Source organism: Streptomyces sp. TRM49041 (genome assembly GCF_008271805.1).
Classification (GTDB): Bacteria; Actinomycetota; Actinomycetes; order Streptomycetales; family Streptomycetaceae; genus Streptomyces.
In genome coordinates, this window is sequence record NZ_VSRY01000167.1 from 67,555 (window position 1) to 80,488 (window position 12,934).

At 71.2% G+C, this 12,934-nt stretch carries 11 protein-coding genes; 3 read left to right on the forward strand and 8 right to left on the reverse strand.

The features are described from left to right. Positions 1-114: 114 nt before the first annotated feature. The 5 genes from ftsH to dacB form a co-directional block, all read right to left on the reverse strand. Positions 115-2,142: an ATP-dependent zinc metalloprotease FtsH gene (gene ftsH / locus FVS66_RS30250; RefSeq protein ID WP_149184437.1), complete on the reverse strand. Its 2,028-nt coding sequence runs from the start codon at positions 2,140-2,142 to the stop codon at positions 115-117. 213 nt (positions 2,143-2,355) lie between these two features. After that, positions 2,356-2,895, reverse strand: a complete 540-nt coding sequence (gene hpt / locus FVS66_RS30255; RefSeq protein WP_149184520.1) for a hypoxanthine phosphoribosyltransferase — start codon at positions 2,893-2,895, stop codon at positions 2,356-2,358. Positions 2,896-2,990: 95 nt separating this feature from the next. Beyond that, complete coding sequence (tilS, locus tag FVS66_RS30260) at positions 2,991-4,046, reverse strand: tRNA lysidine(34) synthetase TilS (RefSeq protein WP_149184438.1); 1,056 nt, start codon at positions 4,044-4,046, stop codon at positions 2,991-2,993. A 252-nt stretch (positions 4,047-4,298) separates the two neighbouring features. Continuing rightward, the gene (locus FVS66_RS30265; RefSeq protein WP_149184439.1) at positions 4,299-5,426 is read right to left on the reverse strand and encodes a zinc-dependent metalloprotease; all 1,128 of its coding nucleotides are present in this window, start codon (positions 5,424-5,426) and stop codon (positions 4,299-4,301) included. Positions 5,427-5,473: 47 nt separating this feature from the next. Beyond that, complete coding sequence (dacB, locus tag FVS66_RS30270) at positions 5,474-6,976, reverse strand: D-alanyl-D-alanine carboxypeptidase/D-alanyl-D-alanine-endopeptidase (protein WP_149184440.1); 1,503 nt, start codon at positions 6,974-6,976, stop codon at positions 5,474-5,476. Positions 6,977-7,121: 145 nt separating this feature from the next. On the opposite strand from dacB, the gene FVS66_RS30275 reads away from it, so the two are divergent. The 3 genes from FVS66_RS30275 to FVS66_RS30285 all read left to right on the forward strand — a co-directional run bounded on the left by FVS66_RS30275 (position 7,122) and on the right by FVS66_RS30285 (position 10,571). Next, a complete protein-coding gene (locus tag FVS66_RS30275) occupies positions 7,122-7,616 on the forward strand; it encodes an inorganic diphosphatase (RefSeq protein ID WP_149184441.1) in 495 nt (164 codons plus the stop codon). 151 nt (positions 7,617-7,767) lie between these two features. Beyond that, positions 7,768-9,420: a threonine/serine exporter ThrE family protein gene (locus FVS66_RS30280; protein ID WP_149184521.1), complete on the forward strand. Its 1,653-nt coding sequence runs from the start codon at positions 7,768-7,770 to the stop codon at positions 9,418-9,420. 125 nt (positions 9,421-9,545) lie between these two features. After that, positions 9,546-10,571, forward strand: a complete 1,026-nt coding sequence (locus tag FVS66_RS30285) for a DUF368 domain-containing protein (protein ID WP_149184442.1) — start codon at positions 9,546-9,548, stop codon at positions 10,569-10,571. 240 nt (positions 10,572-10,811) lie between these two features. Here FVS66_RS30285 and FVS66_RS30290 read toward each other — a convergent pair whose 3' ends face one another. From FVS66_RS30290 to FVS66_RS30300, 3 genes are all read right to left on the reverse strand, one after another. Next, positions 10,812-11,570, reverse strand: coding sequence for a MerR family transcriptional regulator (locus FVS66_RS30290; protein ID WP_149184443.1), 759 nt, complete (start codon positions 11,568-11,570; stop codon positions 10,812-10,814). A gap of 84 nt (positions 11,571-11,654) precedes the next feature. Then, positions 11,655-12,296, reverse strand: coding sequence for a PadR family transcriptional regulator (locus FVS66_RS30295; protein WP_149184522.1), 642 nt, complete (start codon positions 12,294-12,296; stop codon positions 11,655-11,657). A 69-nt stretch (positions 12,297-12,365) separates the two neighbouring features. After that, positions 12,366-12,914: a DinB family protein gene (locus tag FVS66_RS30300; RefSeq protein ID WP_149184444.1), complete on the reverse strand. Its 549-nt coding sequence runs from the start codon at positions 12,912-12,914 to the stop codon at positions 12,366-12,368. Between the last annotated feature and the right edge of the window lie 20 nt (positions 12,915-12,934).

A 12,934-nucleotide genomic window follows, 5' to 3' on the forward strand; every position in this document is an offset into this window, starting at 1 on the left:
CTCGTTCCGTCTTGCCTGAAGTGCGCGAATGCCGCGCCCCCACAGGCTAGAACCTGGGGGGCGCGGCATCCATTCCGGGTCTGGCCCGGGGCCGAGCAGGGTCTGATCCGCAGATCAGGACTCGGGGCGTTCCTCCGGCACCGCCTCGGGGGCCTTGCTGGTGTCCACCGCGGTGGCGGCGGTCGCCGTCGAGGGCGTGGCGCCGTTGGTGAGGGCCAGCTCCTTCGGGGAGAGGACCGGCGGCCGGGTCGAGGGCGTACGCCGCGAGGATCCGGTCCAGGCCGGGCGCGCCGGGCGCTTCACGATCGGGGCGAAGATCTCGGCGATCTCCTCCTTGCCGAGCGTCTCCTTCTCCAGGAGCTGAAGCACCAGGTTGTCGAGGACGTCACGGTTCTCGACGAGAATCTCCCACGCCTCGTTGTGCGCGGCCTCGATGAGCTTCTTGACCTCTTCGTCGACGAGCGCGGCGACCTCTTCCGAGTAGTCGCGCTGGTGCGCCATCTCACGGCCGAGGAACGGCTCGGTGTTGTCGCCGCCGAACTTGATCGCGCCGAGGCGCTCGGTCATGCCGTACTGGGTGACCATCGCGCGGGCCGTCGTGGTGGCCTTCTCGATGTCGTTGGCCGCGCCCGTGGTCGGGTCGTGGAAGACCAGTTCCTCGGCGGCGCGTCCGCCCAGCATGTAGGCGAGCTGGTCGAGCATCTCGTTGCGGGTGGTCGAGTACTTGTCCTCGTCCGGCAGGACCATCGTGTAGCCCAGGGCGCGGCCGCGGGACAGGATGGTGATCTTGTGGACGGGGTCGGAGTTCGGGGACGCCGCGGCGACGAGGGCATGACCGGCCTCGTGGTACGCGGTGATCTTCTTCTCCTTGTCCGACATGATCCGGGTCCGCTTCTGCGGGCCCGCGACCACACGGTCGATCGCCTCGTCCAGCATGTGGTTGTCGATGAGCTTCTTGTCGCTGCGCGCCGTGAGGAGCGCCGCTTCGTTCAGCACATTCGACAGGTCCGCTCCGGTGAAGCCGGGCGTGCGGCGGGCGACGGCCGAGAGGTCGACGTCCGGGGCGACCGGCTTGCCCTTCTGGTGGACCTTGAGGATCTCCAGACGGCCCTGCATGTCCGGGCGGTCGACCGCGATCTGCCGGTCGAAGCGGCCGGGGCGGAGCAGCGCCGGGTCGAGGATGTCCGGGCGGTTCGTGGCGGCGATCAGGATGACGCCGCCCTTGACGTCGAAGCCGTCCATCTCGACGAGCAGCTGGTTCAGGGTCTGCTCGCGCTCGTCGTGGCCACCGCCGAGGCCCGCGCCGCGGTGGCGGCCGACGGCGTCGATCTCGTCGACGAAGACGATCGCCGGGGCGTTCGCCTTGGCCTGCTCGAACAGGTCGCGGACGCGGGAGGCGCCGACGCCGACGAACATCTCGACGAAGTCGGAGCCGGAGATCGAGTAGAACGGGACGCCCGCCTCGCCGGCGACGGCGCGCGCGAGGAGCGTCTTACCCGTTCCGGGCGGGCCGTACAGCAGCACACCCTTGGGGATCTTGGCGCCGACTGCCTGGAACTTGGCGGGCTCCTGCAGGAACTCCTTGATCTCGTGGAGTTCCTCGACCGCCTCGTCCGACCCGGCCACGTCGGAGAAGGTCGTCTTGGGGGTGTCCTTGGTGATCAGCTTGGCCTTGGACTTCCCGAAGTTCATGACGCGGGAGCCGCCGCCCTGCATCTGGTTCATCAGGAAGAGGAAGACCAGAACGATCAGAACGAAGGGCAGCAGCGAGAGCAGCACCGAGACGAAGGCGCTCTGCTTCGTCGGCGAGATCGTGTAGCCCTTCTCGATCTCACCCGCCTCGTACTTCTGCTGCAGCGTCGCGGCGAGGTCGGACCCCTGCGTGCCGATGTAGCTCGCCTGGATCTTGTCGCTGCCGTCGATCTTCTGGCCGTCCTTGAGGTCGACCTTGATCATCTGTTCGTCGCCGGTGGTCAGCTTGACCTGTTCGACCTGGTTCTTGGCGATCGTCTGTACGACCTTGCCGGTGTCCACCGTCTTGTAGCCGCCCGACGAGCCGACGACCTGCATCAACACGACCACGGCGAGGACGGCCAGCACGATCCACATGACCGGCCCACGGAAGTATCGCTTCACGTCCATCCATACGGAGCGATGACGCCCCGTCCCTCCTGCCCGTAGGTAAATGCTGCTGTGAGAGTGTGAGAGTACGTGCTGGTGTCTTGGATCAGCACTCGTGTGGGAAAAAGCTGTTCTTCGGACGGTACCCCAGCATTGTCACCCGTGGCCGCCTTCCCCTGCTCCAACGGCGGGAAGGCGGCCAGGGTTCCCGGGCCGCCGTGCCCCTTGGGCCGTTCAGCCCCCGTAGACGTGCGGTGCGAGTGTGCCGACGAACGGGAGGTTGCGGTACTTCTCCGCGTAGTCCAGCCCGTATCCGACGACGAACTCGTTGGGGATGTCGAAGCCGATCCACTTGACGTCGATCGCCACCTTGGCGGCCTCGGGCTTGCGCAGCAGGGTGCAGACCTCCAGAGAGGCCGGCTCGCGCGAGCCCAGGTTGGACAGCAGCCAGGACAGGGTCAGCCCCGAGTCGATGATGTCCTCGACGATCAGGACGTGCTTGCCCTTGATGTCGGTGTCCAGATCCTTGAGGATCCGGACGACGCCCGAGGACTGGGTGCCCGCCCCGTACGAGGAGACGGCCATCCAGTCCATGGTGACGGGGGTGGACAGGGCGCGTGCCAGGTCCGCCATCACCATCACGGCGCCCTTGAGGACGCCGACGATGAGGAGATCCTTGCCCGCGTACTCCGCGTCGATCTTCGCTGCCAGCTCAGCCAGCTTGGCGTCGATCTCTTCCTTGGTGATGAGTACCGACTTGAGGTCGGCACCCATGTCGTTCTGGTTCACCCGGGTCACTTTCGTTGCAGCCTGCGTCAGCCTGGACCGGCCTGGTCGGCCTGCCGGCCGACGCCTCGGCCGGTTTTCGGTCAGCCTTGCCGGATGACCAGTCTGCCACCCTGACGACGGGCGACGACGCGGCCGGGCAGATTGATGGCGCCCTGTCCGCGCCATCCGGTGATCAGCCGGTCGAGTTCCTCGATGTGCCGGGCGAAGAGCGAGCCGGCGGGGGCGCCTTCGGCGATGGCCGCGCGGCGCAGGACACGGCGGCGTACGGCGGGCGGCAGCGCGTACAGCCTGGAGCACTCCAGGAGGCCGGCCTCGTCGCGGACGGTGGCGTCGGCCTGAGCGGCCCAGCTGTCCAGGGCGTCGGCGTCGTCACGGCAGAGCCGCGCGGTACGGGCGAGGGACTCGACGACGCCCTTGCCGAGCGCCTTCTCCAGGGCGGGCAGGCCCTCGTGGCGCAGCCGGGACCGGGTGTAGGCCGGGTCGGCGTTCATCGGGTCGTCCCAGACGGGGAGGGACTGGACCAGGCACGCCTTGCGGGCGGTCTGCCGGTCGAGCTGCAGGAAGGGGCGGCGGTAGCGGCCGGCGGCGCCGGAGACGGCGGCCATGCCGGACAGGGACCGGATTCCGGAGCCGCGGGCGAGGCCGAGGAGCACGGTCTCGGCCTGGTCGTCGCGGGTGTGGCCGAGCAGCACGGCGGCGGCGCCCAGCCGTTCGGCGGCCTCGTCCAGGGCGGCGTAGCGGGCGTCGCGGGCGGCGGCCTCGGGTCCGCCGTCGCGGCCGACGGTCACGGCGATGGCCTCGACCGGGTCGAGCCGCAGGGCGGCGAGCCGGGAGGCGACCTCGGCGGCCCGGAGGTCGGAGCCGGCCTGGAGGCCGTGGTCGATGGTGATGCCGCCGGCGCGGACGGCGAGCTTGCGCGCCTCGAAGGCGAGGGCGGAGGCGAGCGCCATGGAGTCGGCGCCGCCGGAGCAGGCGACCAGGACGAGCGGGGGCTCGCCGGTGCGGGGACGTGCGGATGCGCCCGCCTCGGGGGAGGCGGGTGCGGCCTCACCGGTCTCGGTGAGTTCGTTGAGTACGTCGTGGAGTACGCGGCGAACCGCCAGGCGTATCGCCGCGACCGCAGGATGGGGACCCATGTCCGGTGCCCTTCGTGGAAGTTGGGGGGTGCCTCGGTCGGAGTCTTAACGGTCGGAGAGGGGGGTTCGGTCACTCAGATCGTCACTCAGCGTGCGTCGATGGTGACAGAACACGGCCGTTACCCGAGCATCGCACGCCTATCCCTCGCCCACGGTCCCTCGGATGGGTGAATGGAGAGGCGTTTCTTCGCCGACGGCCGGAACCGTTCCTTCGCTGTCTTCTGCTTCTGTCTTCTCGGTCTCCCGGCCGTCTCAGTCTGCCTTACGGTGCATCCTCGCGATCCAGTCCGCCGGCTTGGCGATCTCCGCCTTGGTGGGGAGGGTGTTGGGTGAGGTCCACACCCGGTTGAACCCGTCCATGCCGGCCTCCTCGACGACGGCACGGACGAACCGCTCGCCGTCGCGGTACTGGCGGAGCTTGGCGTCGAGGCCGAGGAGCTTGCGCAGTGCCTGGTCCAGGCGGGAGGCGCCGCGGGCGCGGCGCTGCTGGAACTTCTCGCGGATCTCCAGGACGGACGGGACGACCTGGGGGCCGACTCCGTCCATGACGTAGTCGGCGTGGCCTTCCAGGAGCGACATGACCGCCGTGAGGCGACTGAGGATCTCGCGCTGCTCGGGGGTCTGGACGAGCTCGACGAGGGAGTGGCCGCCGTCCTCCTCGTCGCCCTCGGGGCGGGCGCCGGAGAACGCCTGAGCAGCCTCGCGGAGCCGTTCCAGGACGGTCATGGGGTCGACCTCGGTGGCGCCGAGGAAGGACTGGATCTCGCCTTGGAGGTGGTCGCGGAGCCAGGGCACGGCGGTGAACTGGGTGCGGTGGGTCTCCTCGTGGAGGCTGACCCAGAGGCGGAAGTCGTGCGGCCGGACGTCGAGCTCGCGCTCGACGTGGACGATGTTCGGCGCGACGAGGAGGAGCCGCCCGCCGCCGTTCTCACCGGCCGGGAGCTCTCGGGTGGCGGGCGCGAAGGTCTCGTACTGGCCGAGGACGCGGGAGGCCAGGAAGGACAGCAGCATGCCCAGCTCCACACCGGTCACCTTGCCGCCGACCGCGCCGAGGACGGCGCCGCCGGGGGCGGCGGAGCGGCGCTCCGACATCTTCTCCAGGAGCGGTTTGAGGAGCTCGCGGAAGCCGGCGACATTGGCCCGGATCCAGCCGGTCCGGTCGACGACGAGGACGGGGGTGTCCTCGGGCTCGTGCCCCTCGGGGATCATGCGGGTGAAGCCCCGGACGTGCTCCTCGGACGCCTTGGCGTGCCGCCGTAGCTCGGCGACGACCTCCCGCGCCTGTTCGCGGCTCACCTCGGGCCCGGGCCGTACGAATCGGGTCGCGGTCGCGACCGCGAGGTTCCAGTCGACCATCTCGGCACCACCGATGCTCGTCATGCGTCAACCGTACGTGCTCCACGCCACAACGGTGAGGGCGCGAGCCGTCACCCGGCCGTGTGGGGAGCGGGCCGGGTGGTGGCGTAGGGGCTCGTCAGGGCGGTGGCCAGGGCGTCCAGGGCCCGCTGGGCCCTGGACGGCGACGGGGTGTCACCGGCCAGGAAGGCGAAGGCCAGGAGGCGGCCGTCGGCGGTGACCGCGGTGCCCGCGAGCGCGTTCACGCCGGTCAGGGTGCCCGTCTTCGCGCGGATGAGGCCGGCGGCGGGTGAGCCGTCGGCGTAGCGGCTCCGGAGGGTGCCGCTGAAGCCGCCGACCGGGAGGCCGGTGAGGACCGGGCGCAGGGTGGGGTGTGCCGGATCGGCCGCGCGTGTGAGGAGGCCGGTGAGGAGGCGCGCGGAGACGCGGTTGCGGCGGTCCAGGCCGCTGCCGTCCGCGAACCGGGCCCCGTCCAGCGGTACGCCCAGCTTCCTCAGCTCGGCGCGCACCGCCCGGCCCGCGCCGTCGAAGCTCGCGGGGTGGCCCGTGGCCCGTGCCGTCGCCCGGGCCAGCGCCTCCGCCAGGTCGTTGTCGCTGAATGTCAGGGTGCGTTCGACGAGGGCCGCCAGAGGGGCCGAGTACGCCGCGGCGATCTGCTTCTTCGGCTGCTCGGGAGAGCGGGACCCGGCACCGGACCCGGCACCGGACCCGGTAGGCGACTCGGTACGGGACTCGGTAAGGGACTCGGTACGGGACTCGGCGGGGGCTCCGGTGAGCGTGATGCCCCGCGTCCTCAGCAGCTTCGCGAACTCGCGGGCCGTTCGCCCCGCCGGGTCCATCGCGCGCGGGGCGGGGCCCCACGCCGAGCCGTCCAGTCGGGCCTCGTCCGTCATGAGCGGCGTGACGGGGGCGATGTTGTCGTTGACACCGATGCGGTGGCGTACCGGGCCCTCGTACAGCGAGGTGTCGTAGGCGAGGGTGACCTCGGTCGTCTGCGCCGTGCGGAGGGCCTTGGCCGTGTCATCCGCCAGCCGCTTCAGCCGGCCGCCGTCCAGCGTCGGGTCGCCGCCGCCCACCAGAGTGATCGTGCGGTTGCCGGGCGCGGCCACGACCGTGGTGGCCAGGCGGTGGTCCGGGCCGAGGGCGGAGAGCGCGGCGGCCGCTGTGGCGATCTTGATGGTGGAGGCCGGGGTCATCGGGGTCGCCGCCCCGTGGCCGTACAGCCGGCGCCCGGTCGCCACGTCCACCACCGAGGCAGTCCGCAGGGAACCCAGGCCCGGAGCACGGAGCAGGGGGTCCAGGGCGGGCGCCAGGGGGAGCGACGCGATCCGCGCCGGTGGGGCCGTCGGAGGGGTCAGAGGGGTCAGGACCGCCGCAGCGCTCGGGGCCGGGGCTGCCGGCGCGGGCCTGTCGTGATGTGCGCCACCTGTGCCGGCCGGTTCGACCGCGCGGGCGCGTTCGGCCCTACGCTGACCCCCGTCCCAGGGGCCGGCGAGACCCGCCGCCGTGGCGGCCAGGGCGAGACCGACGACGGCGGAGCCTGCGGCGAGCCGCAGCACGTTCCGCTCCAGCACGGCTCACCAGCCCCTTTCGCGAGCACTCGGTTGCGTGAGGGACACTTAACCACTGAGCTGGGCCACGAGCACGGCACCCCGATGATCACGGGTGATCACGGCGGTCCAGTGACCCGACATTGTGTTGATCTTGGAGGAGCCACCCGTGGAGTTCGACGTCTGCATCGAGATCCCGAAGGGTTCGCGGAACAAGTACGAGGTGGACCACGAGACCGGTCGTATCCGCCTCGACCGCCACCTGTTCACCTCGACCGTCTATCCGGCGGACTACGGCTTCGTCGAGGGCACCCTGGGTGAGGACGGCGACCCGCTGGACGCGCTCGTCATCCTCGACGAGCCGACCTTCCCGGGTGTCCTGGTGAAGTGCCGCGCGATCGGCATGTTCCGGATGACGGACGAAGCCGGCGGTGACGACAAGCTGCTCTGCGTCCCGGCGTCGGACCCGCGCATGGAGCACCTGCGTGACATCCACCACGTCTCGGAGTTCGACCGCCTGGAGATCCAGCACTTCTTCGAGGTCTACAAGGACCTGGAGCCCGGCAAGTCCGTCGAGGGCGCCAACTGGGTCGGCCGCGCCGAGGCCGAGGCCGAGATCGAGGCTTCCGTCAAGCGCCTGGAGGCGCAGGGCGGCGCTCACTGAGCCCCCCTCGTCTTCCGCCGGCGGGCGGCGCACCCCCTGTGTCCGAGGGGGGGCGCCGCCCGCCGCGCTTTGAGCACCCCGTCCACATGCCCATACTGGGCGGACGCGGGCGAACCGTGACACGTGGCGGACAGGAGTGAGGGCAGGCGCAGTGGTGGCGGAGCAGTACGGTCCCGAGGAGGACCGCAAGCCGCAGTCGGACGAGGCACACAGCGCCTTCCTCCCGCCTGCCGGTGTGGAGCCGCCCGGGCCCTCCGAGGAGGACCATCCGAGCTCGGAGTTCGCCGTCCCCGAGGGGCTGGCGACGGAGTCGGCGATCGAGCCGGAGGGGTCGGCGTTCATACCGCCGTCCACGTTCGACGCCCGGCTGTCCCACCCCGCTTACACGCCCGCGCACGGCGTCCCCGGGATCCGGCTTTCGCAGGACGCCCCGTGGCAGGACCGCATGCGCACGATGCTGCGGATGCCGGTCAGCGACCGTCCGCTTGCCGAGGCGGCGCAGCGGCACGACGAGACGGTCGGCCCCGCGGTACCGCGCGTGCTCGACCTGACCCTGCGTATCGGCGAGCTGCTCCTCGCGGGCGGCGAGGGCGCGGAGGACGTCGAGGCGGCGATGTTCGCGGTCTGCCGCTCGTACGGGATCGACCGCTGCGAGCCGACGGTCACCTTCACCCTGCTGTCCGTGACCCACCAGCCGTCGCTGGTGGACGACCCGGTGACGGCGAGCCGGATCGTGCGGCGGCGCGGCACGGACTACACACGGCTGACGGCCGTGTACCAGCTGGTCGCCGACATCAGCACCGAGAGCTACGACGTCACCCTGGAGGAGGCGTATCGGCGGCTGGCCCTGATCCGCCGCAACCGGCACCCGTACCCCGGCTGGGCGCTGACCCTCGCGGCAGGCGGCCTGGCCGGTGCGGCGTCGGTGCTGCTGGGCGGCAATATCGCGGTGTTCCTGATCGCGGCTGCCGGGGCGATGCTCGGCGACCGGCTGGCGTGGCTGGCCGCGGGGCGCGGACTGCCGGAGTTCTACCAGTTCGCGGTGGCCGCGGTGCCGCCCGCGGCACTGGGTGTGTCGGTGAGCCTGCTGCACGCGGGGCTGCGGCCGTCGGCTGTGATCACTGGTGGGCTGTTCGCGCTGATCCCGGGACGGGCGCTGGTCGCGGCCGTGCAGGACGGGCTGACCGGCTTCTACATCACGGCCTCGGCGCGCCTCCTGGAGGTCGCGTACTTCTTCGTCGCGATCGTCGTGGGCGTGCTCACGACGCTGTACGTGGGCGTGCAGCTGGGCGCCGAGCTCAACCCCGAGGGCACCGTCGAGCAGATCGAGCGGCCGGTGGTGCAGATCCTCGCGGCGATGGTGCTGTCGCTGACCTTCGCGATCCTGCTCCAGCAGGAGCGCACCACGGTCCTCTTCGTGATGGTCAACGGCGCGGCGGGATACGTGGTCTTCGCGGCCATCGCGATCACGGCCGATGGCTCGGCGGTGCTGGCGACGGCGCTCGCGGCCGGCCTGGTGGGCCTGTTCGGGCAGCTGATGGCGAGGTACGAACGCAGCACGTCGCTGCCGTACGTGACCGCGGCGATCGGGCCGCTGCTGCCCGGTTCCGCGATGTACTACGGCGTGCTGAACATCGCTCAGAGCAACATCGACGCCGGATTCGCGTCCCTCGCACGCGCGGCGGCCCTGGCACTGGCCATCGCGATCGGCGTGAACCTGGGCAGCGAGCTGGCGCGGATGTTCATGCGGGCCCCGAGCTCGTCGGCGGCGCGCCGCGCGGCGAAGCGGACGAGGGGCTTCTGACCCGCCCGTCCCGACGCGGCGCCGTGCGCGAGGGCCGTTACCCGGACCGCCTAGGATGGTTGCTCACTCCAGACCGCCCTCAGGACGGTTCGCGCTGGCGCGGTCCTGCTACGAAACGGGAGATCATGGCTAAGCTGGCCGGCCCCCAGTTCTTCAACATGTTCCGCGGCGCCCTCATCGGGACCGCGGAGGCCGTGCCCGGTATCAGCGGCGGCACCGTCGCCCTGATCACCGGCGTGTACGAGAAGCTCATCGGCGGTGCGGGCAACCTGACGAGCGCGGTGCGCATCGCCGCGACGGACCTGCCGCGCGGGAAGGGCGGGAGCCGGGCCGTCGCCGAGGTCAAGAAGGTCGACTGGGGCGTCCTCGTACCGCTGCTCATCGGCATGGCCGCGGCCCTGGTGCTCGCCGCGAAGCTGATCGCCCCGCTGGTCAAGGAAGAGCCGACGAACGCCTACGCGGTGTTCTTCGGGCTGGTGCTGGCCTCCCTGTGGGTGCCGTTCTCCAGCTCCGGGCGGCGCTGGCGGCCGCTGGACTACGTGCTCGGCCTGGCGGTTGCCGCCGGGGCGTTCGTCCTGACGGGGCTGCCGCCGGCGCAGATGCCCACGCATCCGCTGATCGTCACGGCGGCGGGCGCGCTCGCCATCTGCGCGCTGGTGCTGCCGGGTGTCTCCGGCTCGTTCATCCTGCTGACGCTCGGCCTGTACGAGCCGACGATCGACGCGGTCAACGAGCGGAACTTCGCGCACCTGGGCGCCTTCGCCGTGGGCTGCGTCGTGGGCCTCGCCCTCTTCGTGAAGCTGCTGAAGTGGCTGCTGGAGAACTACCACCACATGACGCTGGTCGTGATGACCGGTCTGATGGCGGGCTCGCTGCGCGCGCTGTGGCCCTGGCAGGACGACGACCGCACGCTGCTCGCGCCGAGCGGTGAGACCGGTCTGACCTTCGCGCTGGCCGGTGTCGGCGCGCTGGTCGTCATCGCCGTACTGATCGTGGAGCACCGTGCGAAGAAGCGGCGGGAGAGCGCCCCGGCCGGGCGCGGCCGGCACGCGCGCGTACCGGCCCCGGACACCGACACCGACGCGGGCGCGGACGCGGACGCGGACGCGGGCGCGGGCGCGGAATTCGCGGGCGACCCCCGCGGGCGGTGAGCGGACCGGACGACGGAGCGGGGCGACCGGACCGGATGACGGAACCGGACGACGGAACCGGACGACTGAAACCGTACGTCGCTCGTCGCCTTACGTGACGACCGGCGGGTGCGGAGGCGCCGCCAGGGCCTGTCGGGGCTCTGGCGGCGCCTTCTTCTGTGCGGGTGTCCGGTGCCCGTGGCGGTGCCGTCCCGGGCGTCCCCGGTGCGCGCGGGGCGGCTGTGCCGCGGGCGGTGCCGGTTACGCCTGCCGGGCGGCGTTGGCTCGGATGGCCTCGCGCAGGTGCTCGGCCATGCCCGGGAGCGTGCTGTCGTAGAACGCCTTGAAGCGCTCGTCCTCCACGTACATGTCGCCGATGCACTGGTGGATCTCGTAGGGGCACTCGTAGAACCAGCGGCAGATGTGCTGCCGGTGCTCCTCCGCCATGGCCATGGCCCGCTCGCCGGACGGCTCCTCGCCGTCGGCCATCAGTGCGCCGTAGCGCGTGCCCCAGTCCTTGCTCTCGTCCTGGATGCGCTGCCAGTCCGCCTTGGTGTAGCGGGCGGTGCGGCGCTGGGACTCCTTGTACGCCTCGGTGTCCCCCCAGCGCTGCTCGGCCTCGTCGGCGTACTTCGCCGGGTCCTGCTCCCCGAACACCTCGAACCTCTCCTCGGGCGTGAGGTTGATGCCCATCTTCTTCGCCTCCATGGCGTGTTCGACGGCCTCGGCCATCTTCTGCAGTTCGGCGATCCGGGTGGTCAGCAGGTGGTGCTGGCGCCGCAGGTGTTCCCGCGGGTCCACGTCCGGGTCGTCGAGCAGGGCCGTGACCTGGTCGAGCGGAAAGCCGAGCTCCCGGTAGAACAGGATCTGCTGCAGCCGCTCGAGGTCCTCGTCCTCGTAGCGCCGGTGCCCGGCGTGGCTGCGGCCGCTCGGGCAGAGCAGCCCGATCTCGTCGTAGTGGTGCAGGGTGCGCACCGTGACGCCGGCGAAACGGGCGACCTGTCCCACGGAGTAGCTCATGACTCACCGCTCCTTCCTTCGGTACGTCCCTCAGCCTCGGTCCTCACGCGACGTGAGGTGCAAGCCGTTTCCGCCGAAGGACCGTCAGACCTGGTCGCCCGGGTGCGGGGTGCCCGTCGCGTAGGGGTTCTCCCGGCCGTCGGTGAGGACGCCGACGAACGGTTCGCCCTCGCCGGCGAAGGTGTACGCACCGCCCTCGATACGGTCGATGAGGCCGCGCGTCCAGGCGGCGCCCGCGTCGGCCTGGTGCAGCCACAGGTTCATGATCTCGCCGATGTGGCCCAGCTGCCCCGGCCCGCCCTCGGGCGTGTAGTGCTCGGTGACCGTCGACCGCCACCGCTCCAGGCCCTCGATGCGCTGCCGGAGCAGCGCGACGGCCTCCTCGCGGGGCAGGTCGACGAGGAAGCCGAGCGCCGCGGTAAGGCTGTCGGGCTTCTGGTCGTACGCGGTGAGCGCCTCGCGGAGCAGGGTGAAGAACTCCTCGGTGCCCTGGTCGGTGATCTCGTACTCGGTGCGCGGCGGGCCGCCGGCCGTGCTGGGCGCCGTCTCGTGGGCGCGCAGCAGGCCCTGCTTCGCCATGTGCTTCAGCGCGTGGTAGATCGACCCGGGCTTGGCGTTGGACCACTCGTGCGCGCCCCAGTACTCGAGGTCGTTGCGCACCTGGTAGCCGTGCGCCCGCCCGTGCTGGCGCACGGCCCCGAGAACCAGCAGCCGGATCGCCGACATGCGCGCACCCGTCCCTTCGTACCGCGTCGTCAATTTTGACTAGGGTACGGGCACGGCGGGCGGCGACGCCTACGACTCCTGCTGAGCGCCTTCCATCGCGATCAGCTCGAACGCGGTCCTGCCGTCCAGGGACTCGCGGATGATGTCCGCGTGACCGGCGTGCCGGCTGATCTCCCTGATCAGTTGCAGCGCCATCCAGCGCAGAGAGACCCTGCCGTCCTTGGGGAACCACGGCACGTCCGGCAGGGGGAAGGTCTCGTCCAGATCGGGCGCCGACCGGAGGAACTCCTCGGTCTCCTTCGCGACGCCGTCCCAGAGTGCCAGCACGTCCGGGACCGTCTCGCCGCCGACGAGCCGGAAGCTGTCACCCCAGGTGTCCTCGTCACGCTGCTTCTCGTTCTGCCTGTGCTGGGCCATGCGCAGCCAGCTCAGCTCGGCCTCGGCGACGTGCTTGAGCAGCCCGGAAAGGCACAGCTCGCTGGCGCTGGGGCGGCTCGCCGCCTGTTCCTCGGTGAGGCCCAGCAGGGAGCGGCGGATCGCGCCGCGTTCCGCCGCCATGTAGGAGAGGAGCACGCCGCGCTCGTCGCCGTGTGCCTCTGCGGGGATGTGGGTGACCATGACCGGTCCGCCTCTCGTAG